The 23696-nt window shown below is 61.7% G+C and carries 18 protein-coding genes; 9 read left to right on the top strand and 9 right to left on the bottom strand.

Features of this window, described 5'->3' with window-relative positions:
• Positions 1-44: 44 nt before the first annotated feature.
• Both ilvD and IVB12_RS26350 read right to left on the bottom strand, forming a co-directional pair.
• Positions 45-1739: a dihydroxy-acid dehydratase gene (ilvD, locus tag IVB12_RS26355; RefSeq protein ID WP_247303433.1), complete on the bottom strand. Its 1695-nt coding sequence runs from the start codon at positions 1737-1739 to the stop codon at positions 45-47.
• A gap of 77 nt (positions 1740-1816) precedes the next feature.
• Positions 1817-2800: an ABC transporter substrate-binding protein gene (locus IVB12_RS26350; protein WP_247303432.1), complete on the bottom strand. Its 984-nt coding sequence runs from the start codon at positions 2798-2800 to the stop codon at positions 1817-1819.
• 176 nt (positions 2801-2976) lie between these two features.
• On the opposite strand from IVB12_RS26350, the gene IVB12_RS26345 reads away from it, so the two are divergent.
• Entirely contained in the window at positions 2977-3903 is a 927-nt protein-coding gene (locus IVB12_RS26345) for an NAD(P)-dependent oxidoreductase (RefSeq protein ID WP_247303431.1), read from the top strand.
• Positions 3904-3908: 5 nt separating this feature from the next.
• Here IVB12_RS26345 and IVB12_RS26340 read toward each other — a convergent pair whose 3' ends face one another.
• The 4 genes from IVB12_RS26340 to IVB12_RS26320 all read right to left on the bottom strand — a co-directional run bounded on the left by IVB12_RS26340 (position 3909) and on the right by IVB12_RS26320 (position 8175).
• Positions 3909-4472, bottom strand: coding sequence for a flavin reductase family protein (locus tag IVB12_RS26340; RefSeq protein WP_247303430.1), 564 nt, complete (start codon positions 4470-4472; stop codon positions 3909-3911).
• Between the two features lie 9 nt (positions 4473-4481).
• Positions 4482-5711 (bottom strand): acyl-CoA dehydrogenase family protein, encoded by a 1230-nt coding sequence (locus IVB12_RS26335; RefSeq protein WP_346658525.1) that lies wholly within the window; start codon positions 5709-5711, stop codon positions 4482-4484.
• Between the two features lie 181 nt (positions 5712-5892).
• Positions 5893-7164, bottom strand: coding sequence for a CoA transferase (locus IVB12_RS26330; protein ID WP_247303428.1), 1272 nt, complete (start codon positions 7162-7164; stop codon positions 5893-5895).
• Between the two features lie 711 nt (positions 7165-7875).
• The gene (locus tag IVB12_RS26320; protein WP_247303427.1) at positions 7876-8175 is read right to left on the bottom strand and encodes a hypothetical protein; all 300 of its coding nucleotides are present in this window, start codon (positions 8173-8175) and stop codon (positions 7876-7878) included.
• A 183-nt stretch (positions 8176-8358) separates the two neighbouring features.
• Between IVB12_RS26320 and IVB12_RS26315 the strand changes: the two genes are divergently transcribed.
• From IVB12_RS26315 to IVB12_RS26305, 3 genes are all read left to right on the top strand, one after another.
• Positions 8359-8595 carry a hypothetical protein gene (locus IVB12_RS26315; protein ID WP_247303426.1) on the top strand — a complete coding sequence of 79 codons (237 nt, stop codon included), beginning with the start codon at positions 8359-8361 and terminating at the stop codon, positions 8593-8595.
• Positions 8596-8650: 55 nt separating this feature from the next.
• Entirely contained in the window at positions 8651-8995 is a 345-nt protein-coding gene (locus tag IVB12_RS26310) for a response regulator (RefSeq protein ID WP_256465509.1), read from the top strand.
• 226 nt (positions 8996-9221) lie between these two features.
• Complete coding sequence (locus tag IVB12_RS26305) at positions 9222-10754, top strand: FAD-dependent monooxygenase (RefSeq protein WP_247303423.1); 1533 nt, start codon at positions 9222-9224, stop codon at positions 10752-10754.
• A gap of 817 nt (positions 10755-11571) precedes the next feature.
• Here the strand turns inward: IVB12_RS26305 and IVB12_RS26300 are convergent.
• On the bottom strand, positions 11572-12057 hold the full coding sequence (locus IVB12_RS26300) for a DUF417 family protein (RefSeq protein WP_247303421.1): 486 nt from the start codon (positions 12055-12057) through the stop codon (positions 11572-11574).
• Between the two features lie 349 nt (positions 12058-12406).
• On the opposite strand from IVB12_RS26300, the gene IVB12_RS26295 reads away from it, so the two are divergent.
• Entirely contained in the window at positions 12407-12607 is a 201-nt protein-coding gene (locus tag IVB12_RS26295) for a hypothetical protein (protein ID WP_247280584.1), read from the top strand.
• Positions 12604-12810 carry a hypothetical protein gene (locus tag IVB12_RS26290; RefSeq protein WP_247280583.1) on the top strand — a complete coding sequence of 69 codons (207 nt, stop codon included), beginning with the start codon at positions 12604-12606 and terminating at the stop codon, positions 12808-12810. Before IVB12_RS26295 ends, IVB12_RS26290 begins: the two co-directional genes overlap by 4 nt.
• On the opposite strand, the gene IVB12_RS26285 is transcribed toward IVB12_RS26290, so the two are convergent.
• Positions 12804-12974, bottom strand: a complete 171-nt coding sequence (locus IVB12_RS26285; protein WP_247303501.1) for a hypothetical protein — start codon at positions 12972-12974, stop codon at positions 12804-12806. The genes IVB12_RS26290 and IVB12_RS26285 overlap by 7 nt on opposite strands.
• A gap of 99 nt (positions 12975-13073) precedes the next feature.
• Positions 13074-13331 carry a hypothetical protein gene (locus tag IVB12_RS26280; RefSeq protein WP_247303419.1) on the bottom strand — a complete coding sequence of 86 codons (258 nt, stop codon included), beginning with the start codon at positions 13329-13331 and terminating at the stop codon, positions 13074-13076.
• A 44-nt stretch (positions 13332-13375) separates the two neighbouring features.
• Between IVB12_RS26280 and IVB12_RS26275 the strand changes: the two genes are divergently transcribed.
• From IVB12_RS26275 to IVB12_RS26265, 3 genes are all read left to right on the top strand, one after another.
• The gene (locus IVB12_RS26275; protein ID WP_346658524.1) at positions 13376-14686 is read left to right on the top strand and encodes an adenylate cyclase; all 1311 of its coding nucleotides are present in this window, start codon (positions 13376-13378) and stop codon (positions 14684-14686) included.
• Between the two features lie 1598 nt (positions 14687-16284).
• Positions 16285-16488 carry a hypothetical protein gene (locus IVB12_RS26270; RefSeq protein WP_247303417.1) on the top strand — a complete coding sequence of 68 codons (204 nt, stop codon included), beginning with the start codon at positions 16285-16287 and terminating at the stop codon, positions 16486-16488.
• A gap of 1045 nt (positions 16489-17533) precedes the next feature.
• The gene (locus IVB12_RS26265) at positions 17534-23401 is read left to right on the top strand and encodes an AAA family ATPase (protein ID WP_247303415.1); all 5868 of its coding nucleotides are present in this window, start codon (positions 17534-17536) and stop codon (positions 23399-23401) included.
• The last annotated feature ends 295 nt before the right edge of the window (positions 23402-23696 follow it).

The following is a 23696-nucleotide window of genomic DNA, read 5'->3' as shown; positions in this document are numbered from 1 at the left end:
GAAACTTGCCAGACTGACGGTCGTGTTCGCACGGGTGCAGTTCGTCAGTCGAACCAAGGCCATTCCGCCGGGCCCTCGTGCGTAACGGCTCCCCCCGGCGCCTGCCCGACAAGTCGCGCATACTTTGCGAGCGCGCCGGCGCGATGGCGCGGTGACCGCGGCTTCCAATGGCACCGACGTGCCGCAAGTTCCTGCTCATCGACCAGCAAATCCATCCGTCGGTTTGTGGCATCAATCCGGATCCTGTCGCCGTCACGCACAAGCGCCAGGGGACCGCCGACAAAGGCTTCGGGAGACACGTAGCCGATACACATGCCGCGGGTCGCGCCAGAAAACCGTCCGTCGGTGATCAGGGCCACCTTCTCGCCCATGCCCTGCCCGTAGATCAGCGCGGTGACGCCGAGCATCTCGCGCATGCCGGGGCCGCCGACCGGCCCTTCATTGCGGATCACCAGCACATCGCCTGCCTTATAGCTGCGGTCGCGAACCGCCGCGACGCAAGCCTCCTCGTCTTCAAAAACGCGTGCGACGCCCTCGAAGAACTGGCTCTTCAATCCCGCAACCTTGATCACCGCGCCGTCGGGGCAAAGATTGCCCTTCAGCACCGCCACGCCGCCATCGGGCATGATCGGCGCGCGGGCCGCGTAAACGACCTCACCATCGGGCGCATTAGCCGCACGATAGTCTTCGGCAAGCGTGCGGCCTGTGATGGTGATGCAGCTGCCATCGATATGCCCGCTCTGGATCAGTTCGCGGACCACCACGGCGGCGCCGCCGATGTCGTAGACGTCCTTCGCCGTATATTTGCCTCCGGGTCGCAGATTCCCGATCAGTGGTGTCCTGGCAAAGACCTCGCCGACGTCATCGATCGTGAACGCGATGCCCGCCTCGTTCGCGATCGCCGGAAGATGCAGAGCGGCATTCGTCGAACCGCCCGTCGCTGCGACGATCGCCGCACCATTCTCGAGGGACTTCCGCGTCACGATGTCGCGCGGCAGCGGACCGCCGCGCTCCAGCATCTCCATGATCAGGCGCCCGGCCCGGCGCGAGATCTGCGCTCGCTCAGCGTAGACACCGGGGATCATCGAGACGTTGGGGATGGTGAGGCCCAGCGCCTCCGACACCATACCCATGGTATTCGCAGTGAACTGGCCGGCGCACGCACCGATGGTCGGCAGGCAGGCGCGCTCGATCCGCTCGAGCGTGGCGCCGTCGATCTCGCCGGTCATAAAGCTGCCGACGGCTTCATAGGAGTCGAGCACCGTCAGGGTCCGCCCGTCCACGCGGCCCGGCAGCGAGCTGCCGCCGTAGATGAAAATGGACGGCACGTTGCAGCGAACCATGCCCATCATCACGCCGGGAAGCGTCTTATCGCATCCGCCGTAGCCGATCAGGGCGTCGTAAGCCAGACCATGGACGACCGCTTCGATCGAGTCGGCGATCAGCTCGCGCGAAAATAGGGAGAACTTCATCCCCTCATGATTCATGCTGATGCCGTCGGAAACCGACACGGTGGAGAATTCCCGCGGTGTGCCACCGGCCTCCTCGATTCCGGTCTTGGCCGCGGCGACCTGAAAGTCATGGGTCATATTGCAGGGCGTCTGCTCGCCCTTCATGCTGACGACGCCGACCATCGGCTTGGCGATCGCGGCGTCGTCGAGACCCATTGCGCGCATGAATGCACGGTGCGGGGCTCGGTCGAGACCGTCTGTGGTGACCCGTGATCGCAGCTTCTTCATACGTGCATCTTCTTCATGCTGCGTTCCGGATGATCCGGGACGCCACGATCCCTAGCCTGGATAATTCGCCTGCTCGCTTATTGCAGCGGAGCGACGATCGTCGGATGCTTGAACTGTGCGACATCCAGCTTCGGCAGCATTCCAGTCTCTGCATAGATATCCAGCATCTTCTGGATCGCGGGGAAATTCGGTGCCGCACCCGGATCGCGACCGAAATCGTTGTCCTTGAGCAGGTAAGTCTCAAGCACCGGAATAGGCGCCTTCAGAACTTCATTGACGACCTTGAGGGTCTCTTCGCGGTTTGCCAACGCTTTCTTCATGCCCGACGTGATGTCGCGGACATAGGTCTTGACCAGTTCGGGGTTCTTATCGACGAAATCGGCGCGGCAGGCTTCCAGGATATGCACGATGTTTGGCATGGCCTGCGACAACGAGAACAATTTCCTTGTGCCGCCCTTCGCCTCCGCGCGCGCGGCAAAAGGCTGGTTCATGTTGACTGCATCGACACGACCCTGCCGGAGCGCGTCTTCAGAGACGGCAAAGCCAACCTCGACCAGCTTGATGTCCTTGGCAGGATCGACACCATTCTGCTTCAGAAGCAGATTGAATGGCCCCTGCGTGCCGCCGCCGATCACAGAAATTCCGACGGTCTTGCCCTTGAGATCGGCAATCGTCTTGATCGGCGAGTCATCCATGACAGCCCAATAGACCGAAAAGCCGCCGGGCTTCTCGAAGACGTGCTGGGCCACGATGTAGGCTTTGAGGTTGCCTCCGACCACGCCATTGGAGAGCGAGAGTGGCGCCTGCGTCGCGCAATCCAGCGCCCCGGCTGCGAGTGCCTGCGTCATCGGAGCGGTGCCCTGAAATTGAGTCCATTCGATGTTGTAGGTCTTGCCGATGTTGGGAAACTCGGCCGGGCGCCGCATCATCCAATACTTGGATTCTTCGGCAGGGATGGTCCAGCCGACGCGGATGGTCTGCTGCGCCTGCGACGCGCCTGAGTCCGCGATCAGGGCCGCAACCGCGCTCATTGCCAGGATCCACCTCGAAACGGTTCGCATCATCCCACTCCGCTGCTCCGGCGCCGACGGGCGCCACCGAACCCCGACCTGTCCAAATGTTTCATGGTTCAAACAATCAGGCAAGCCATGCATGCCTACCGGTGTCACCGAACGATACGCCATGTAAGGTAAGGCGGCGGTCGCACGGCGTTGCGCTGCGGCAGAGGAGGCAACCTATGGCTGATGCGAGCAGAACAAACCCGCAAGATGTCGAGAGGCTCGGTTATATCGGCCTTGGGCTCATGGGGGCACCCATGACCAGGCGCCTGCTCAAGGCTGGCCATCAGGTCACCATCTGGAACCGTTCGCAGCACAAAACGACTCCGCTGGTCGAGGCCGGCGCAGTTCGCACAGCCACGCCCCGCGACGTGATGGCGAAATCGGACATCGTTTTCATGTGCGTGACAGACGCCGCCGCCGTCCAAGAGGTGATCTTCGGGCGCGAAGGTCTTTCATCGGCTCCCGGCGCCGGCAAGCTCGTGGTCGACTTCTCGTCCATCCATCCTGACGCCGCACGCGATCTTGCAGCGCGTCTGAAAGACGCGAACGGTACCGGTTGGATCGATGCGCCTGTGTCCGGGGGTACGAAGGGCGCCGAGGAAGGCACCCTTGCGATCATGGCTGGCGGAGAAGCGGGCGACATCGAGAGGGCGCGACCCTATGTGCTCGCCATGGCGCGCAGGTTCACCCACATGGGCCCGATCGGCGCCGGCCAGACCACGAAGCTGTGCAATCAGGTGATCGTCGGATGCGCGATGGCCGTCCTCGCGGAGGCAACGCGCCTTGCCGTGAACGCCGGAATTGACGCCAACCGATTGCCCGAAGCGCTCGCCGGCGGCTTTGCGGATTCCATCCCACTCCAGCTCTTCGTGCCGCGAATGGTTCAGGGCATTCACACCCCACCGCTCGGTCACATCGCAACGATGCTCAAGGACCTCGATACGGTCGCGGATGTCGCAGAGGCGACGTCGACGCCGGTGCCGATGGCCTCGCTTGCAGGGCAACTTTTCAGGTTGGCGAAGGCGGCGCGCGGCGCGCAAGCGGATGCGCTTGAGATCTACAAGCTTTCAGGGCAGAGCCTTGCATCGTTGAACGCGACCTAAGTACGCTACGGCGCTTTCTTGCGCTCATCGTCGGACCGGAACCGACCAAATGTCCCACGCGCGAAGAGCAGCGGCTCTTTCGCGTTGTAAGTATAGGCCTCGACCGCGCCGAGAAAGATCACATGGTCGCCGCCATAGTAACGATTCACCGAGCGGCATTGAAAATTGGCGACGCTCTCAGCGAGCACGGGCGCATTGCCGAGGCCCGGCGACCAAACCACGCCAGTGAACTTGTCGTCCGACGACTTGGCAAATTTGTTCGCGAGCGTCTGTTGCGAAGCGCCAAGCACGTTGACCGTAAAATGACTGGCGTTTTGGAATACGGTCAGACTCGAGGAATAAACGACAAGGCTCCACAGAACCAGCGGCGGATTCAGCGAGACCGAGGCGAACGAATTGCAGGTCAGGCCATAGGGCTTCCCATCAGCGGCCGCGGCCGTGATGATCGTCACACCCGTCGCGTAGGTGCCGAGCGCGTTGCGAAAATCGCGGGGGTCGATTGGCGAGTTGTCGCTCGCGAATTCGTTGGCTGGATCGGAAGCGGCCGGCTTCTTCGGCAGATCATTCATCGGCCGGCCTCACAGCGTGAGATTCTCGGACGGCAGGCCCAGCGCCACGCGTCCGTAATTGGTCCCGGCCGCGTCGAAGTTGAACGCGAGATGCGAGTTGATCGCGTGCGCATCGCGGAACTGCCGCTGCAGCACGCCCGTCGTGAACAGGCCGCGCGCTCCGCTCGCGGCAAACAGCATGGAGACCGCCTCGGTGCACAGATTCACCGAAAAGGCTCCATCGCGCCGATATCTGGTCTTGGTCGCCATATCAGGAATACGACCGCACCGAGCGTCCTCCATCGCATTAAGGCAGGCCGAGCGCATGATCAGGCGTCCAGCGTCGATCTTGGCCGAGACCTCAGCGATCTTGATTTGCGTGCTTTGAAAGTCGCTCAGCTTGGCGCGGTTGTAAGTCGAAATGCGATGACGCGCGACCTCGGCGTAATCGTCGAGGCAGGCCTGCGCGTTTCCAAGCGCAACACCGGATAGGACGTAAGGAAAAAGCGAGAAGACAGGGAGCGCATACAGCGGATTCGGATTGACCTTGCTGCCCGGCGTTGGGCCTCCGGCGAGTTCGCCGACGGCGACCGTCATATGGTCAGCAACGAAGGCGTCCTTGACCTCCACGTCGCATGATCCCGTCCCGCGTAATCCCGCGACATTCCAGGTATCGAGGACTTTGTAGTCGCCTTTGGGCAGCAAGAAGATTCGATACGCGATGCCGTCGGCCTCGTCATCGGAGTAAACGACGCTTGCAAGCATATTCCATTCGCAGGAGGCAACGCCGGAGGAGAACGGCCAGCTACCATGCAGCCGATATCCACCCGCGACCCTGGTGGCGCGGCCGGCCGGAAAAATGAAGGAGGACGCAATCAACACGTCCGGATCGCGGTCCCAGACCAGATCCTGAGCCTTCTGCTCGAACATGCCGAGCATCCAATGATGACTCGCCAGGTTGGCGAGGTTCCAAGCCACGGAGGCATCCGCCGATCCGAGCAGTTCGGCGCAGTCGACCAGGGCGACGTAATCAAGCTCGGCGCCGCCAATCCGCCTCGGCTGCAGCATCCGGAACAGACCGGCATCGTGGAGATCCCTTTCAGTCTCCGGCGGAAGATGCCGCAGCTCCTCCGTCCGCGCCGCCCGTTCTCGCAACCGAGGTAGGAGCGCCCGAGCCTCCGCGATCATTGCCGCATAGGCGCGCTCACCGGCTTCCAGCCCGGCGGGCTCGCTCATGCTCGGCTCTCGACCAAGCGCCATGCCGTATCCCTCACTTTCACATATTTATGCGGCGGGCCCTTCACCAAATCAAGTCAAGGGAGGGCTAGCAGGTGCGGTCGCGGGGCACCTCGGCCGGACAATGAAGCAGGATCGCTTGCGCGAGCATTGCAAGGCGGTGATCTGCGGGCATCGCCATACTTGCCCCGCGGCGATCAACTGCCTAGCTCAAACCGGTCGAAGGCTTGACTGATCCAAAGGCGCCCTTTTCGGCGAACTCCGCGATGCGACGTTCGTCGTAGCCGAGCGTATCGTGCAAGACTTGTCTCGTATGCTCGCCCAGCAGCGGAGCAGCCACGGGATCAATGGCCGCAGTCAGGCTCATCGTGATCGGCGGCTCGATGTTGGGGACCCATTCTGCTGTACGATGCGGAATCCGGCTCAAGCGGTGGCGCTCGCGCGCCTCCGGCGCATTGAACCCCTCCTCAACCGTTCGAAGATAGCCGACCGGGATATTTGCCAGCTTCATCTTTGCCATCCAGTTCTCGAGGGTATCGCTTGCAAAGACCCCCGCAATAGCTGCCCGCAGGAGCTCCTTGTTCTCGGAGCGGGCCTTCCGCGTTGCAAATCGCGGATCGGTGATCAGATCGGGCCGGTTGAGCACCTCGACCACGAGCCGGCGATAGAGCCGGTCGTTGGCACAAGCCATGTAGAGCGGCCCATCGGAGGCCTCGTAGACGCCGACGGTGGGAGAGCCGCTCGGCGAATTGCCAAACCGGCCAGGATTCTCGCCGTTGATCAGATAGGCCATGCCGTAGAAACCCGTCATCCCCATCGCGACATCGAACAGCGCCACCTCGACATGCTGCCCGCGGCCGAGCCGGTCCCGCGCCAGTAATGCCAGCAGGATTGCGTTGCAGGCAGACATTCCCGTTGCCATATCCACGATCGGCGGGCCGGTACGAACCGCCGGGCCGTCGGCAAACCCGTTGAGCGACATGAAGCCGCTCTCCGCCTGCGTGATGGGATCGAAGCCCGGGCGCGAAGCGAACGGTCCGGTGCGTCCGTAGGCGGAGATCGAGCAATAGACCAGCCGCGGATTGAGCGAAGCGACAGCTTCGTAATCGAGGCCGAACCTCTTCATGACCCCGCTGGAAAAATTCTCGACGACGACGTCCGCTTTGCGGATCAGGTCGAGCGCGATTTCGCGGGCCTCTGGCACGGCAAGATCGAGCACGATGCCACGCTTGTTGCGGTTCAGGCTAAGATAGGCGGCACTCTCTCCGCCGATTTCGGCGTGTTCGTAGGCACGTGTGTCGTCGCCGCCGTCGGGATTCTCGATCTTGATGACTTGCGCGCCGAAATCAGCAAGCGTCTGTGTGCAGGCCGGGCCGGCAACGACACGCGTAAAATCGACAATCAGCAGACCATTGAGCGCAGTTGGCCCTTCCGTCGTCCGCGACGAACGTTCCGGCAATTGAGGCTTGGTAGGCATTGATGGCGCTCCTTTACATCGGCTTATGGCCGCCGAATTTCCTGCAAGACCGAACTTAAAGCCCGACGCCACCGACTTCGCAAGTGTTTCACCCGGCTCGCCTGAAACGCAAAAGGGCCCGGCAGCCATCCGGCTGCCGGACCTCTTGACACTCTGCGCATTTGGGCTGCGCCACATCTCGCCAGCGAGGTTGGTAGTCGCGTTCCGCATCACGGGAAGCTCAGCGCCACCACTTTCGCCAGCAAAGCGTATGAGACCAGCCCCAGCGCACCTCGGGCTGATAGAGGCCGACAGCCCGTCTGGATGAAGTATTGGCGGACACGGGATCGTCCATCGTATCCCAAACGACGCTGTCCCAGCCGATACGGCGCCCCCTTGCCTCGATGGCTCCCATCAACCTGATTTGGAGCCCGCGCCTCAATGCCGCCGCAAGACCCCGAACGTTGAGAAATCGCCGCAATGTCGCACGTGTGTGGACGATACAACATCGGCAAAAGGCGACTGCGGCATCGCCAGATAGACCAGGCACCAGGTTCCAAGTCGAACCGGGGGATCGCCGCGGCGTCGAAAAACGTCTGCTGATGCAGATCGGCGAAGCTGCCGGCAACGTCATCATCAGACGCTTCGGCCACACAAATTCTGTACATGGCATACCCATCGGTGAGAAGTGACCTTGATCCGTCGTGCGGCGATGTCGCCGCAGTGGAAGCCTCACTTGCTCAGCACGTCCTTGACGCCGACCCAGATGGCCCCCATCAGACCGGTGGCGATCACCGTGATTACGACCTTGAATGCATAGCTCTGCGCCTGCTCCACGCTCTTCCGCCATCGCCGCAGATGCTGGAAGTCCGCCCTGAGCTCTTTCCGATCGTCATCCTCAATTCCAAAAGAGGCCAGCACCGACGCCATTGCTTTCAATACGATCGCATCGATGCTCTCCTGCCGCAGTCTGTGTTGCGCGGCCAGCGTCTCGGCAACGATGGCCTTGATTTCGTCGTCCGGCATCTTCACCGCCTGATGATCCTTGCAACGTTCTCGAAGCCGCGCTTGGCGAAGTAGAATGTGGCGACGAGATTGGCTGTGACAGCCGCAAATCCTGCGAGAGCGTCCGTAGAGTCAAGACCAAGCACTTTTACCCAACGTTCAAACGAACTTGCGGGTCTGGCAAAAGTTAGCCGATCAGGAGAATCGGCCATGACACCCAAGGCGACGTCCGAAGAGAGATCGCGAAACCTGCCGGCAGCCAAGCCGCGCAGCGACAACAAGCCGCGGAGCGCTGATAGGCTGCGCATCGACAAGGCGCGAGAGACGCAACAAGTGATCATTGAAGACGCCAGCCAGACCGAGGACAGGGACCCCAACCTCGTGCGCGGCGATGGCGGCACCATCGACCTTCCCACTAAACCCGGCGATTTGTCGAAGGACGATTAGGCGGAACCTACCTGACGCGAGGCGCGTTTACTCTCGTTGGAAGGAACGTTCGTCGATGAGTCACACTGTCCTGGTTGTTGACGACGACCCCGCCGTCCTCGAGGTGATCGTCGGCATGCTGGAAGATCTCGGCTGCCAGGTGGTCAGCGCCCAAAACGGTCGGGATGCGCTCGATCAGATCAAGGAGAACCAGGACATCTCCGTCCTGATCACGGACATCAATATGCCGGGCATGGATGGTCATGAACTGGCCGAGCTGGCCAAGCGAATCCGCCCCGAGTTGAAGATGCTTCAACTATCCGGTCGCGAACCCCGGCGCGGCGGCCTGCCGATGATCAGGAAACCGTTCTCGTTCGAGGAACTCGCTGACGTCATCCAGCGAACCACCGGCATTTGCTGACGTCACGCCCAAAAGAAAGGCCCGCAGCGGAATGCTCCGTGCGGGCTGAACCAAACTCTTTGGACGATGCCATTCTGCCAGTGTTTTGCCCGACGTGTCAAACACCGTCGCACGCAAGAGGAAGCCCTTCCTCCCAGCTAGATATGTGGTGGGCAAGGGGCTTGCTTCAAGTCCCTGCTCCTGCCGTAGAACCCGTGGCCCGGCCAACACATCGAGGGGTCACTACATGCCTGTATTGCTTCCGACGTCCCGTTCGCGCCACGAGGCTCGTCGCGCCGGCGCGGGCAGCGCAGCGACGACCGATCATGCCGTGGTGATCGCCGGCTGTGGCCCGACCGGCCTGATGCTGGCTGCGGAGCTCGCTCTCGCCAATGTCGACGTCGCAGTGGTCGAGCGGCGTGCGAACCAGGAGCTGGCCGAGACGCGCGCCGGCGGATTGCACGCCCGCACCATCGAGATCCTCGATCAGCGCGGCGTCGCCGACCGCTTTCTGCGCGAGGGCCAGATCACCCAGCTCGCCGGCTTCGCCTGGACGCGGCTCGACATCAGCGACCTCCCGACCCGGCACGCTTACGGCCTCGAGCTGCGGCAGAGCCACATCGAACGCATCCTGGCCGGCTGGGTCGAAGAGCTCGCAGTGCCGGTCTATCGCCACGCCGAGGTGACGGGATTTGCGCAGGATGAGACCGGCATCGACGTCGCACTGTCGGGCGGAAAGAAGCTGCGCGCAAATTATCTCGTCGGCTGCGATGGCGGCCGCAGCATCGTGCGCAAGACTGCAGGCATCGACTTCGCCGGCTTCGATCCGACGCTCAGCAATCTCATGGCCGAGGTCGAAATGCGCGAAGCGCCAGCCCTTGGCCTGCGTCACGACGCGCTCGGCTTTCACGGCCTCAGCGAGACCGAGAGCGGCCGCGTGCTGGTCGTCGTGACGGAAGCAACGCTCGAGCGCACCGGCGAGCCCACCTTGCGCGACCTCAGCAAGGCCCTCGTCGCGGTCTACGGCACCGATTTCGGCCTCCACAGCCCCGCCTGGATCTCCCGTTTCACCGATGCGGCACGGCAGGCGGTATCCTACCGCAGCGGACGCGTGCTGCTCGCCGGCGATGCCGCGCATATCCATCACTCCGTCGGCGGGCAAGGCCTCAACCTAGGTGTGCAGGACGCCGTCAATCTCGGCTGGAAGCTGGCGCAGGTGGTCAGGGGCATCTCGCCGGACAGGCTGCTCGAAACCTACCATTCCGAACGTCACCCCGTTGCCGCGCGCGTCTTGCGCAACACCATGGCGCAGATCGCGCTGCTCCGCCGCGGCGATGATGGCCTCAAGGCCGCGCGCGACGTCGTCTCCGAGGTGCTCGCCATGGACCAGCCGCGCCAGCGCGTTGGCGCAATGATGAGCGGGCTCGACATCCGCTACGATCTCGGCGATGGCCACGCGCTGCTCGGACACCGCATGCCGGATCTCGATGTGTCGGTCGAAGGCCAGAAGCTCAAACTGTTCACGCTGCTGCACAGCGCGAGCGGCGTGCTGCTCAATTTTGGCAAGCCCGACGGCATCGACGTTACGGCCTGGGCGGATCGCGTCAGTTACATTGTCGCCGATTACGATGGCCCATGGGAGCTTCCGGCTATCGGATGGGTCGCCCCGCCGAGCGCAGTGCTGGTGCGACCCGACGGCCATGTGGCCTGGGTGGGAGACGAGAGTCAACGCGGACTGGCGGATGCGCTGACAACCTGGTTCGGACCGGCTGCTGCGTAGCGCACGAACGTCACAGCCGCGACACCCCGCGGGCTGATCCGAACTCTTTCGATGATGCTATTCTGCCAGTGTTTACCAGTCCAGAACTCGATCTCGCGCCCGACGAAAGCGGACAATCTCACGGTGATTGTGCCAATCTTCCCATCCGACTGGAAGGGAAGATTGTCGACCCACAGGGTGAAGGGCTAGTAGCGAACGGCCGAACGATCGGCTGGACATGTCCAGCCAGAGACTAGAAGGCCGCGCGACTTTGCTAGCCGACACCACGCGGCAGCATTCCGGCTTGCGGCGATCAACGCGCCCATGACTGCGGTGGTTATGCGCGGCGACGGGCAGTCGCTCGTTCTTTCCCAGCACGGAGACGATCAGGTGACCTCGATGCCGCGTCGCTACCACCTTACTCCCCGGCCAACTCGTGGTAGCGTGCGCCCACCGGCCCGAGCCGCCATCGAATGACCGCGATAAGCTCTTTGCCGCAGCGAATTTGCCAGAGACTGTTGCGGATCGTCACCCGGCTATGTTGCCAAATCCGGATGTCGCGAGCGCAGGATCTTGGCAACGGCGAACATGTCGGGCGTTGCCGGACTGTCCAAAAAGACCAAAGCGAGAAGCGAATTACTCATCGACCAACCCCGCAGAAAATTTAGGACGAGATTCGCTCCTTCCCCAAAGGTTGAAACTTAAGTCTAGAACAAACAACAATGTCCACAGACCTTCCTTGGCGCGTGTCGCTGAGCAAGAAGATCGGTGCCAATTAATTCGAGCATGAGCGAAGGTGGTTGAGCTAAGTCGCGCCCCTCTTCCACCCCTAAGCTCCTCACTCCCGCACCCGACCGATCGCCTCCGGCAGTGACGCCAGCAGCAACACGACGCAGACGCACAGCAGCACGATGTCCTTGAACAGAAACTCGCCGGTGAGATTCCAGGCCATCGGATCGGTCGAGAGGCTCCATGTCACCACGCCGGGCGTGGTGAAGAAGAACGAGAAGGTGACGGCGAAGGTGACGACGCCCATGAAGGCGCCGAGCGCCGACATCAGCGGATTGAATGCGCCGGCGATCAGCAGCGCGCCGATCGCGAATTCGGTGACACCCAGCACGTAGGCTTCGCCGCGCAGGCCAAACAGCGAAAGCCAGGAGATGAACGGGCTGTTGCTGATGAACTGCGCGATGCCTTGCGCCGATTGCGGCGTGAATTTCTGCATGCCGAACGAGACGAAGATGATCACCATGACCCAGCGCAGGATCGCGAGAAGGCGATAGGATCCGTTGCCGGCTTCGGCGACGTTGAATTCTGCTTTCATTGGACGTGGTCTTCCCCTGGCTGCTCGGGCGCTTGTTGCGGGCTGCCGGTGATACGCAGGCAGCGGCCGATCCGTTACGCCGTCCCGGTCACGACCGGTTCACGAGCTCGTGGGCGCCGGGTCGGCCGAGGCCGGCTCTGTTCAAAATTGAACACAGCGTCGCTGCACTCAGTTGAGTAAGTGGCTCAACTTGCTCTCGAAAATAGTTGTTCGCTACATATCAAAAGATACTGACTCTGCGTAGCCGCAGGCGTACGGTTCATACATCACCGCAAGGCCCGTGGCATGAGATCGGTGATGAGAACGCCGGATTGCGCTCCCGTCCTATCTCGAACAAGGGAGATGCGCCATGCAGACGCGTCGTCGCTTCAAGCAGACTAAGACACTCACCGAACGGCTCGCAGACGATGCCGCACGCCTGCGCGAGGAAGCGCGCACGCTGACCCCGGGGCGCCGTCGCGAGATGCTGCTGCGCCGGGCGCGGCAGGACGAGACCGCCATGCAGATCGATGCCTGGCTGCATTCGCCCGGCCTGAGGGCGCCCACATGACAAATCAATATCGCGCCTATCTGGTCGGCGAGAACGGCGTGTTCCGCTCCGCCGAGGCGTTCGAGGCGGCCTCCGACGCCTCCGCCCTCACCTTCGCGCGGCAGTTCACGCGCCACGGCAAGGTCGAGGTCTGGCAGCTCGGCCGCAAGATCGCCGTGCTGGAGCCCGAGCAATCGCCGGCGCACCAGCTCACGCGTCAATGATCGCGCCCGCGCGGCCGCGACGCGGAGAGGATGGCGTCGCGTGCCATGTCGCCCAGCGATTTGGCCGCTTCCGCCTGAACGGCGCGCGGACTGGACAGTTCCAGCCCCTCCTCGTCGAGCGCGGTGCCGTTCTCGTCGCGCAGGTCGAAATAATATCGGGGCATTTCGGCATCCTTTGCCCTAATAGGCGCGAAGCCGGCAAAGGTTTCTATGCGGGGCGAAAAAGTTGCCTTGGCATCAGATTGTTCCGGTCGCGAGGCCCGTTACCCTCCGACGTCCGCACGCTCTTCCGTCAGCTTACGCGCGATATAGACGTCCACTGTCTCCGCGAACGAGCGCTGCACCACGATCGCGGCCCCGTTGTGGTCGCGTGCGTCGCGCTGGAGCTCGCACAGGCCGCGTCCGCGCGCGCCGGCCGGCGTGATGGCCAGATACTGATCGATCGCATTTTCGGCCAGTGGGATCGCCTGGGGATCTCCCCTCCAATCAAGAGACGCAGGAAGCTCGGCCAAACCGGGCATGGGACGCGCCTCATCCGCGGGAGGATTTCGGCCTCGGCGTCCTGATGGGCTGGGTGTGGGTGCCGACCCGCCCGGTCCGGGCCTTTGCTGTGGTCTGGGAAGAGCAAAGCCCCGCGATCCATGGTGTGCGCCCAAAGCCTGAGAAGGTTTCAGCGCCTCACCTATCCATAGTAGTGCTTCCTTTCATCAACCTAAGCGGTGATCCCGAGCAAGAGTACTTCGTGGACGGCGTGACCGAGAGTTTGACTACGGACTTGTCGCGCATCTGTGGCGCGTTCGTGATTGCGCGCAACACGGCGTTCACGTTCAAAGGCAAAGCCGTGGAGGTAAGGAAGCTAGGACGCGTGCTGAACGTCCGTTATGTGCTTGAAGGGTCGGTGCAGCGAAGTGGCAATCGCCTCCGCGTGAACGTGCAGTTGGTTGATGCCGAAACAGGCAACCACCTCTGGGCCGAACGCTTTGACAAGCCTATTGCCGACCTCTTTGACATGCAGGATGAAATCGTATCGAGGCTCGCCAACGCGCTCGATGCCGAACTTGTTGCCGCCGAGGCCCGCCGAGCGGAGTGTTCACCGCGTCCAGACGCGATGGACTTGGTGTTCCAAGGCAGCAGCTGGTTCAACAAGGGGCAGACTCCCGATTGCCTGACACGAGCGCGCAGCTTTTTCGAGAAGGCCCTTGTGCTCGATCCCGAAAATATAGAGGCCGTGGTCGGCTTGGCACGGGTCGATACCTCACTAGGGGCTTCCTTTATGACCGATGACTATTCAGCGCGGCTTGCTGCGGCGGAGACAACCATAAAGAGGGTACTATCCCTCGCACCAAACCACGCTTTGGCTCACGTGACTTTGGGCTTCGCGCAAATATTTACGAAACGCGCAGCCCAAGGTATAGCGGAATGCCAGCAGGCTTTGGCGCTGGATCGCAATTTAGCCCGCGCTCATGCTCTCATTGGCTTTGCCAAGTTCTTCCTTGGTCGAGGCGCAGAAACCGAAACTCACATCAACGAGGCATTCCGCCTTTCTCCTCGCGACACCCATGCCGCTCGTTGGATGGGGTATGTCGGCCTTGCCAAGGCGCAGCTCGGTGCCGATGACGAGGCGGTCATCTGGATGCGTCGGGGCCTCGACGCAAACCGAAACCACTCGTTTGCGCATTTCCCTCTCGGAGCAGTGCTTGCGTGGGTTGGCGAACTAGACCAGGCGCGCGCCACGGTACAAGCGGGACTTGCGCTTGATCCAAGCTTCACCATCTGTCGCTTTCGCGCTCACGTACCGAGCGATGATCCGATTTTTCTTGCTGTCCACGAACGCCTCATGAGGGAATGCGGCTGGCCGGGGGTGCCGGAAGGGTAGCGTTCGTCATGTCAGACCAATGGAGTCATCTTCGTTGGCTCACATGCGGGCGTTGCGGCCAAATTCGTCATTGGTCCGTTCGCATCCCGCAAGCCGAGGCCAGGGCGTGGAAGCAGAGAGGCAGCTGAGGGCCACTTCCGGACCTAACCTGCGCGTTCGATCGGTCGAGGTCTGTTGTGAGCTATTCGCTCACTTTGACGGGGGCGGCCCCCTTCCACTAAACAAATCCAAAAATGTGCTTAGTATTCCTTCAGCTCTAGGCAACGAGCAACTTACGACATGCCTTGAAGGCTCATTTTTTCGACGACCGCCCAACCTCGCTCGGAGCAGCATCAAAAGAAACACCTTTCATGACCCAAACCAGGCGGCATTTCCTTACAGAGCGATCACGTTCAAGCATCAGCTCGAACCGAGAACGTGCGAGACTCGCGTCCCGAGTTCGATAGCGGCGCCCTCGTCAGACAGGTTTACGACGCGGCACCTGGTGCTCGAGCCATCCCCAAACATGATCGCGGGCTCATCGACTTCCTCGCGGACGCCCTTCCTTCGTTCTTCAACCAACGGACCATCCTTCAGCAGTCATCCCGCGATGGAGCGGGAATTGTGAACGGCAGATAGAAGAACCGACCGCCGTAATGGCGCGCCTCTCCAGGTCGGATCTGCTTGCGAGAGGCGAATGGCCCGGACGTTGGGACTGCTGTTGAAGAAGTAGTCCCCGAGCGATCTTGGAGCGCAGTGCGGCTGACCTACAGCCCAAAGCCTCGGCCAATCTCCCGCGCAAGCTTGAGCGCGGCGTCGGTATTGTTGCCATAGCAGAACGCTCGATCAAGCTGCGAAAAGATGCCCATTCCAAATAGCGCGATGGCAATGCCCCTAAACATGGTTGTGGACCGGTTGAACGATGCAGCGAAAGTTCAAAACGGCCCCAGCCGCAGGTTGGGAGAAACAGCCGGGGCCGACATTCCCATTCCGTGTGCCGTAATCAGCGGTAATCGGCACGCTCCCAGCAAGCCACAAGAAAGCTAACGAACTCTTTCTCGCGCCGCCATACGGGCGCGCCCCACGCCGTTGAGGTTGGATCAATGGGAAGAGCAGCGTGGGCACTCCCCTTTGCTGCTTTGCTGAGCTGCCGTGCGATTTCTTGCCTGAAGTCTTGCGTTTTCCGCTGCCATCGCTCCTAACGATCTTCTTGGCGCGCTCGAAGGCGTGGCCGTCCGCTGCATCGTCACGTACGCGGACCGTGACTAGCGGACATCTCGGGCCTCCTCTCCGCGTTTGTGGCGCGAATAAGCTGGGAGGGGGAGGCCCGGAGTGCCTAGGAGCCCGGGCCTCATAACCTCAGCAGCCTGACAACAGGTTGATCGGCTACACGTTCAGTCTGTCCGAGATGGCAGGCTCTCACCTTGATGCTGCGCAAAGCCCCTCGGGCCAGCCTTGGCCCCTTGGGGTTGGAGGGAAAGTGCGGGGCCAAGGCGGTCCGACGGCTGGCGCGTGAGGAGCGCCATGCAATTGGAGGCTAGTCCCAGTCGGCGATATCGCTGTGTTCACTTGTGACCGGGAAGAACTATTTGTAATGTTCCTGCATCTCGAGGCCGCAGATGAAAGACATGCAGGCCCAGTCCGAAAAGCTTCGCCGAGACGCCGCTGAGTGTGCCCCTATTCGCGACTTGGCGACTGATCCCAAGAAGCGCGAGCTATTTGCTAGATTAGCCGAACACCTTGAGGTGCTCGCATCGGCAGTGGAGCAAGCTATTGCCGACAGCGGTGGTACCGACGTCTCGCCTATGCCGCCCAAGCCGTGAAGCGGCCCTTACAGCCTTGGAACAGGGCGGCCGGGCGGGATGATGGGGGCCGCTTGTAGGAGGTCCTTGACGCGTTCATCCGTCGCCAAGCGGTTCTCATTCTAATCCAATTTAAATCAAGCCCAACATTTAATTTATTAAATGGCTTATTATATTAATATTTGATTGAGCCACATTTGGCTCCAGGCCGCTGATCCCGCGTGGGGACATTGGTTTTTTCGCTGAGCTATCTATCTGCTCGAGCATGCTTAGGACATACGAACTGCGCCTGGCGACCGCCAAGTCCCCTCAAAGGGCCTGACTGGATCCACGAAGTAAAGCACGACGGTTACCGAATGCTGGTCATCGTGACAACGAGCGCGTGCGCCTGCTCTCTCGCAATGGCATCGACTGGACCAAGCGGTATCCCTGGATCGCTCGGAAGCATATTTTGAAGCGTTGAAAACGCGTGAGTTGGGAATCAACAACTCGCTGGTGGCCCTTCTGCGAAATTGAGCATCGGCGGACGAAAGTCCGGTCATTACATTAGAGCGGGCCTGATTTGCTCAACCTGAGTTCTTCGCAGTTTGACACACACCGGACCTCCGTCATGGCATCAGACGCTGGATTCTGCCGGACTCGCGTAGTCGATGGACATATCTTGCGCGGAGTACAATTGCAGCTACAGAGCAAAAAAGTTATCAAATTAAGGTCGCGGAGGTGGCGGTACTAGTAGACGCAAGGACTTAGAATCGCCCGGCGCCAATGAAATCGCTGTTGTTCCGATCTAACGCGGGCAGGCAATCTGCGTGAAGCGGATGGGAAACACGGCCGACGCCGCGATCGGGATCGATCGCGTTCATTCCGGGCGGTAGGACCACGCCGCACGTGATCGGCAGCCAGAATTCAGGACCGCTCCGTCGGTAGTCGAGCTTAGCTCGGCTGGCCACGCTGCTCGATCTGTGGCAAGCTCGTCTTTATCCAACGAGCTCAACAGGTATCTCGCCACCCGACATCGGGTGCCGTAGAGGCCAGCAGTTGAACCCAGTCTTTCGGTTCGGCGCGCATGGACAGCGACTTCCAGGTGTTATGGGAGGACGACGACCGCATCTTTTGCCGGGCATCGCGCCAGGGCTCCGATGGTCGCCGCAAAACTGTCCTGGCCGTGCTTCCCGCCGAGCACGCCCCATCAACGAGCCGGGATCGCTTGGCTCACGAATATGCACTAAAGGACGAACTCGACAGCGCGTGGGCCTTGCGGCCGCTCGAACTTGTCAGTGAGGGCGGCCGCCCCGTGCTGCTGCTCGAGGATCCCGGCGGCGAGCCACTGGAGCGCCAGCTCCAAGCGCCCATGCAAGTGGGAACATTCTTGCATCTCGCCGTCCACATCACGGCGGCTCTTGGCAAGGTCCATCAGCGTAGGCTCGTGCACAAAGACATCAAGCCGCACAACATCATCGTGAATCGCGCGACCGGCAAAGTCAGACTCACGGGTTTCGGCATTGCCTCGCGACTCCCGCGAGAGCGCCAATCACCCGAACCGCCTGAAACCATCGCCGGCACCCTCGCCTATATGGCACCCGAGCAGACCGGACGAATGAACCGCTCGATCGACGCGCGCACTGATCTATACGCGCTGGGCGTCACCTTCTATCAGATGCTCGCCGGCGCGCCCCCGTTTACCGCAGCCGATCCGATGGAATGGGTGCACTGCCATATCGCCAGGAGGCCTGTGCCGCCCGCCGAGCGTCGGAAGCAAGTGCCCAATTTCCTTTCGACCATCATCATGAAGCTGCTCGCCAAGACCGCCGAGGAGCGCTATCAGACCGCGGCCGGTCTGGAGAGCGATCTCCGGCGCTGCCTCGCCGCCTGGGAGGCTCGGCAGGGAATCGAGGACTTTCCCCTGGGCGAGCGCGACATCCCCGACCGGCTGCTCATCCCAGAGACGCTCTATGGGCGCGCGCGAGACATCGAAGTCTTGCTCGCGGCCTTCGACCGCATCGTCCAGAGCGGCACGCCTGAGCTGGTGTTGGTCTCGGGATACTCCGGCATCGGCAAGTCAGCTGTCGTCAACGAGCTGCACAAGGTGCTGGTGCCCTCGCGCGGCCTGTTCGCCGACGGTAAATTCGACCAATACAAGCGCGACATTCCCTATGCCACACTGGCGCAGGCGTTCCGCAGCCTGCTCCGGGGCCTTCTGGCGAAGAGCGAGATCGAGCTGGCGCCCTGGCGCGATGCCCTGCATAAGGCGTTAGGCCCGAACGGCGGGCTATTGGTGGACCTCGTCCCCGAGCTGAGGCTCATCATCGGCGAGCCGCCGCGGGTACCCGACCTGGCTCTGCAGGATGCGCAAAGGCGCTTCCACCAAGTGGTGCGGCAGTTCATCGGCGTGTTCGCGCGACCGGAGCATCCGCTGGCGCTATTCCTCGACGACCTGCAATGGCTCGACTCAGCGACGCTGGACCTGCTCGAGGATCTGCTGACTCAGGCGGATGTGAGCCATCTGCTGATGATCGGCGCTTACCGCGATAACGAGGTCGACGCCGCGCATCCTCTGCGGCGCAAGATCGCCGCCATCAAGAACCGCAGCGGCATCGTTGAGGAGATCGCGCTGCCGCCGCTTGCCACCGAGCATGTCGGGCAGCTGATCGCCGACTCGTTGCGTTGCGAGCCGAGTTATGCCGCGTCCCTGGTGCAGTTAGTGCAGGAGAAAGCGGGCGGCAATCCGTTCTTCGCCATCCAGTTTCTCTACGAGCTCGTCGAGGAGCGTTTGCTTGCGTTCGATCATACGTCGTCGTGCTGGACGTGGGATCTCGATCTCATTCGCGCCAAGGGCTATACCGACAATGTGGTGGACCTCATGGTCGGCAAACTCGCGCGCCTTCCGGCCAACACGCAGGCAGCGTTGCAGCAGCTCGCCTGTCTCGGTAACACCGCCACGATCACGCTGTTGGCCCTTGTTCTGGGACGATCGGCGGCTGAAGTCGACGCAGCGCTGTGGGAAGCCGCGCACGAGGAGCTGGTCGAGCGACGGCAAGGCTACTACAGATTCACCCACGACCGCGTGCAGGAAGCCGCCTATTCAAGCAAACCGGAAGCCGAGCGTGCGGAAGCCCATCTGGCCATCGGCCGGCTGCTCGCGGCGAATACTCCCACAGAGCAGCACGGGGACGTGATCTTCGACATTGTCAATCAGCTCAACCGCGGCGTTGCGTTGATCACCTCGCGAGACGAACAAGCAAAGCTGACCGAGCTCAACCTGCTCGCAGCCAAGCGCGCCAAAGCGTCTACCGCCTATGACTCGGCACTGACTTACATCAAAGCCGGCGCGGCCCTGTTGCCGGAGGATTGCTGGGAGAGCAGGCATGAACTTGCCTTCTCGCTGGAGATCAACCGGGCAGAATGCGAGTTTCTGACCGGTGCGCTGGCGGAAGCGGAGCGACGCCTCATGGCTCTCTCAGCCCGTGCGGCCGGCCCGGTCGAGTTAGCCACGGTCTCATGCCTGCGCATCGACCTGTACACGAGGCTCGATCGAAGTAGCGATGCAATTGCTGTTGCTCTCGATTACCTCCGCCACCTGACCATCGACTGGCCACCCCATCCCACGGAGGAGGAGGCGCGAGGTGAATACGACCGCGTCCGGTCCCAACTTGGCGGGCGCCGTATCGAAGCTCTGATCGATCTGCCTTTAATGAGTGATCCGGTGTCTCTCGCGACTCTGGGCGTGCTGGCCAGGCTGCTGCCGCCTGCACTATTCACGGATTTGAACCTCTTTTCCTTGACCGTTTGTCGAGCGGTTAATCTCAGCCTTGAGCAAGGAAACTGCGATGCCTCGTGCGTTGCCTATATGAGGCTTGGGATGATTGCCGGCCCTCGCTTCGGCGACTACGAGGCGGGATTTCGATTTGGTCTGCTTGGATATGAATTGGTCGAACGGCGCGGATTGACGCGATTTCATGCGCAGACCTACATGCTCTTCGGAGCGCACCTCGCGCCATGGACGCGACATGTCCGAAATGCTCGTGATTCGCTGCTTCGGGCTTTCGACGTCGCAAACCAAACCGGCGACCTCACGTTCGCCGCGTACGCCCGCGTCAATCTGAATTCGAATCTGCTCGCGGCTGGTGACCCGCTCGCCGAGGTGCAACGCGAAGTCGAGAGTGGCCTCGCGTTTGCGAAAACGGCACAGTTCGGGCTGGTCGTTGACGTTGTTGTCAGCCAACTGCAGCTCATCCGGACCCTGCGGGGGCTGACGTCGAAATTCGGCTCCTTCGACGATGAGCAGTTTGACGAGCTTCAGACGGAGCGCCGGTTCGCCGAGAATGCCAACCTCATGCGAGCGGACTGCTGGTATTGGATCCGAAAGCAGCAGGCGCGCTTACTTGCAGGCGACTACGCGGCCGCCATTGAGGCGTCACAAAGGGCGCAGCGGCTGCTGTGGACGTCTATATCGCAGCTCGAAACTGCCGAATACGAATTCTATGGTGCATTGTCTCTCGCGATGGCCTGCGCCTCCGCCGCGCCTGCCCAGCACCGGGAGTACCTCGCGGCACTGGCGGCACACCGGCGACAGATCCAAATCTGGGCAAAGCATTGTCCGGAGAATTTCGAGAATCGCGCTGCGCTTGTCGAGGCGGAGGTCGCCCGCTTGGAGGGGCGAGAGCTCGATGCCGAGCGCCTCTATGAACACGCTATCCGCTCGGCCCGCGCCAATGGCTTTGTTCAAAACGACGCGCTTGCCAACGAACTCGCCGCACGCTTCTACGCGGCGCGCGGGTTTGAGAGAATCGCTCGTGCGTACTTGGCCGACGCGCGGCGTGCTTATTTGCGGTGGGGGGCTGATGGCAAGGTGCGGCAACTCGACCGCGTCTATGCCCACCTGGCAGAGGAAACAGCGGCGCCCGCCCCGACGAGCACGATCGGGACCCCCGTGGAGCAGCTCGACCTCGCCACCGTCATCAAGTTGTCGCAAGCGGTCTCGGGCGCAATCGTCCGGGAGAAGCTGCTCATCACCGTCATGCGCACCGCTATCGAGCACGCGGGCGCCGAGCGCGGCCTGTTGGTTCTGTCGCACGGGGCCGAGTTGCGAATTGCCGCCGAAGCGACCACCGACGGTGACACGGTCGTCGTGCAGCTGCGCGACGAGCCCGTGACTGCAGCGCTCCTGCCGGAGGCGATCCTCCACTACATCTTGCGTACGCGGGAAAGCATCATTCTCGACGATGCCGCAGCCCAGAAACCGTTTTCAGCGGATCCCTACATCATTCAGCGCCAAGCGCGCTCTGTTCTCGGCCTGCCTGTGATCGCTCATGCCAATTTCATCGGCGTGCTGTACCTCGAAAACAATCTGGCTGCGCATGTCTTCGCGCCAGGTCGGATCGCGATGCTAAAGCTGCTCGCCTCGCAGGCGGCAATCGCGCTGGAGAATGCTCACTTGTACCAGGATCTGGCAGAACGCGAGGCTAGGATTCGGCGCCTGGTCGAGGCCAACATTATCGGGATTATCATCTGGGAGCTTGGAGGTCGGATTCTGGAGGCGAATGATGCGTTTCTCCGCATCGTAGGATACGATCGCGAGGATCTCATTTCGGGCCTACGCTGGACTGACCTTACACCGCCGGAGTGGCTCGACCGCCACATGCGATTGTGGATCCCGGAGCTAAAGATGATGGGGAGCGTGCAGCCGTTCGAGAAGGAATATTTCCGCAAGGACGGCAGCCGCGTGCCCGTGTTGATCGGCATGGCTGCATTCGACGAGCGACGAGATTACGGCGTGTCTTTTGTCGTCGACCTGACGGAGCGCAAGCGGTCGGAAGAGGCACTGCGGCAGAGCGAGGAGCGCTTTCGTACCCTTGTACAATTCTCCTTCGACGTGTACTGGGAATCCGATGCGCAGCATCGCTTCACCCGCCAGGAGTTCGGCGAACGTCTTGCCGACGCGCCGGCGCCTGGCTCTGAAATTGGGAAGACGTGGTGGGAAGTGCCCTATTTGGAGCCTGACGCGGAGGCCTGGCGCAAGCACCGGGAGACGCTCGATGCCCACCTGCCGTTCCGTGATTTCGAGCTCGCGCGGCCTACGCCTGACGGCGGCAAACGCTACGTGTCCATCTCGGGACTGCCGGTCCTCGACAATGCAGGGCGCTTCATCGGTTACCGCGGCGTCGGACGGGACACCACCGAGCGCAAACGGGCCGAAGAGACCTTGCGGGAGGTGCAAAGGGAATTGGCGCATGCGAACCGCCTCGCCACCATGGGTGAGCTCACGGCCTCGATCGCCCATGAAGTAAGCCAGCCGATCGCTGGCGCATCGATGAATGCCGATGCCGCCCTGCATTTCTTGGACAGAAACCCGCCGGCTGTCGGGAGAGCCAGGGACATGCTCGGTTATGTTGTGAACGATACTGATCGAGCCCGCGACATCATCGGGCGGATACGTGATCTCATCAAAAAAGCACCGCCGCTGAAGGATCGCCTGGATATCAACGAGGCCATCCGAGACGTGATCGATCTCGCCCGCAGCGAAGCAGTGAAGAACGACGTCGCGATGCAGACGGAACTCGGAGACGGTTTGCCACTCGTCGAAGGTGATCGCGTCCAATTGCAGCAAGTGATCCTGAACCTGATGGTCAATGCCATCCAAGCCATGGGCACGGTCGCGAGGGGATCGCGAAGCGTGCTCATTACGACCGCTCGGGCCGAATCTGACGGCATTATTGTCGCGGTGAAGGATTCGGGACCAGGATTGGCCCCGGACGCTCTCAAGCACATCTTCGACCCCTTCTACACGACGAAGCCTGGCGGTCTGGGGATGGGACTGTCGATCTGCCGCTCGATCATCGAAGCGCATGCTGGGCGCCTGTGGGTGACGTCCAATGCGCCCCATGGCGCGACTTTCCACTTCACGGTGCCAGCCCACCCGGGCAGCACGTCGTGACGATCCCGCATGGGTTGCTTTTCAGACCCCGCTCCGGCGTTCACGCCAGTTCCGAAGTGTCAATCTGGTGTGGGCCCTGGCCCGGACAGGGGCGAATTTAAGATTTGGCGGCTATGCCGGGCTCTCGAAGGACGAAAGCCCATGGCCAAGCACCGCATTCAGAGCATCGAGTTCAAGCGTCAGCCGCCATGTTGCAACGACTGACAGCGATCACGACCAGCCTCCCGAGGGCCGCCACAGTTGGCGGTCTCGTTCATGTCCGGCTGAGATGTCGCCTATTGGCCATCGGCGAAGT

The organism is Bradyrhizobium sp. 179 (assembly GCF_023073535.1).
GTDB lineage: Bacteria > Pseudomonadota > Alphaproteobacteria > Rhizobiales > Xanthobacteraceae > Bradyrhizobium.
This window is presented reverse-complemented; position numbering and strand designations above follow the sequence as displayed.

What these genes read in the sequence shown, in the direction of transcription:
- ilvD (WP_247303433.1), bottom strand. Translation starts at nt 1,739, where the DNA reads ATGAAGAAGCTGCGATCACGGGTCACCACAGACGGTCTCGACCGAGCC.
- IVB12_RS26350 (WP_247303432.1), bottom strand. Translation starts at nt 2,800, where the DNA reads ATGCGAACCGTTTCGAGGTGGATCCTGGCAATGAGCGCGGTTGCGGCC.
- IVB12_RS26345 (WP_247303431.1), top strand. Translation starts at nt 2,977, where the DNA reads ATGGCTGATGCGAGCAGAACAAACCCGCAAGATGTCGAGAGGCTCGGT.
- IVB12_RS26340 (WP_247303430.1), bottom strand. Translation starts at nt 4,472, where the DNA reads ATGAATGATCTGCCGAAGAAGCCGGCCGCTTCCGATCCAGCCAACGAA.
- IVB12_RS26335 (WP_346658525.1), bottom strand. Translation starts at nt 5,711, where the DNA reads ATGGCGCTTGGTCGAGAGCCGAGCATGAGCGAGCCCGCCGGGCTGGAA.
- IVB12_RS26330 (WP_247303428.1), bottom strand. Translation starts at nt 7,164, where the DNA reads ATGCCTACCAAGCCTCAATTGCCGGAACGTTCGTCGCGGACGACGGAA.
- IVB12_RS26315 (WP_247303426.1), top strand. Translation starts at nt 8,359, where the DNA reads ATGACACCCAAGGCGACGTCCGAAGAGAGATCGCGAAACCTGCCGGCA.
- IVB12_RS26310 (WP_256465509.1), top strand. Translation starts at nt 8,651, where the DNA reads ATGAGTCACACTGTCCTGGTTGTTGACGACGACCCCGCCGTCCTCGAG.
- IVB12_RS26305 (WP_247303423.1), top strand. Translation starts at nt 9,222, where the DNA reads ATGCCTGTATTGCTTCCGACGTCCCGTTCGCGCCACGAGGCTCGTCGC.
- IVB12_RS26300 (WP_247303421.1), bottom strand. Translation starts at nt 12,057, where the DNA reads ATGAAAGCAGAATTCAACGTCGCCGAAGCCGGCAACGGATCCTATCGC.
- IVB12_RS26295 (WP_247280584.1), top strand. Translation starts at nt 12,407, where the DNA reads ATGCAGACGCGTCGTCGCTTCAAGCAGACTAAGACACTCACCGAACGG.
- IVB12_RS26290 (WP_247280583.1), top strand. Translation starts at nt 12,604, where the DNA reads ATGACAAATCAATATCGCGCCTATCTGGTCGGCGAGAACGGCGTGTTC.
- IVB12_RS26285 (WP_247303501.1), bottom strand. Translation starts at nt 12,974, where the DNA reads ATGCCCCGATATTATTTCGACCTGCGCGACGAGAACGGCACCGCGCTC.
- IVB12_RS26280 (WP_247303419.1), bottom strand. Translation starts at nt 13,331, where the DNA reads ATGCCCGGTTTGGCCGAGCTTCCTGCGTCTCTTGATTGGAGGGGAGAT.
- IVB12_RS26275 (WP_346658524.1), top strand. Translation starts at nt 13,376, where the DNA reads ATGGGCTGGGTGTGGGTGCCGACCCGCCCGGTCCGGGCCTTTGCTGTG.
- IVB12_RS26270 (WP_247303417.1), top strand. Translation starts at nt 16,285, where the DNA reads ATGAAAGACATGCAGGCCCAGTCCGAAAAGCTTCGCCGAGACGCCGCT.
- IVB12_RS26265 (WP_247303415.1), top strand. Translation starts at nt 17,534, where the DNA reads ATGGACAGCGACTTCCAGGTGTTATGGGAGGACGACGACCGCATCTTT.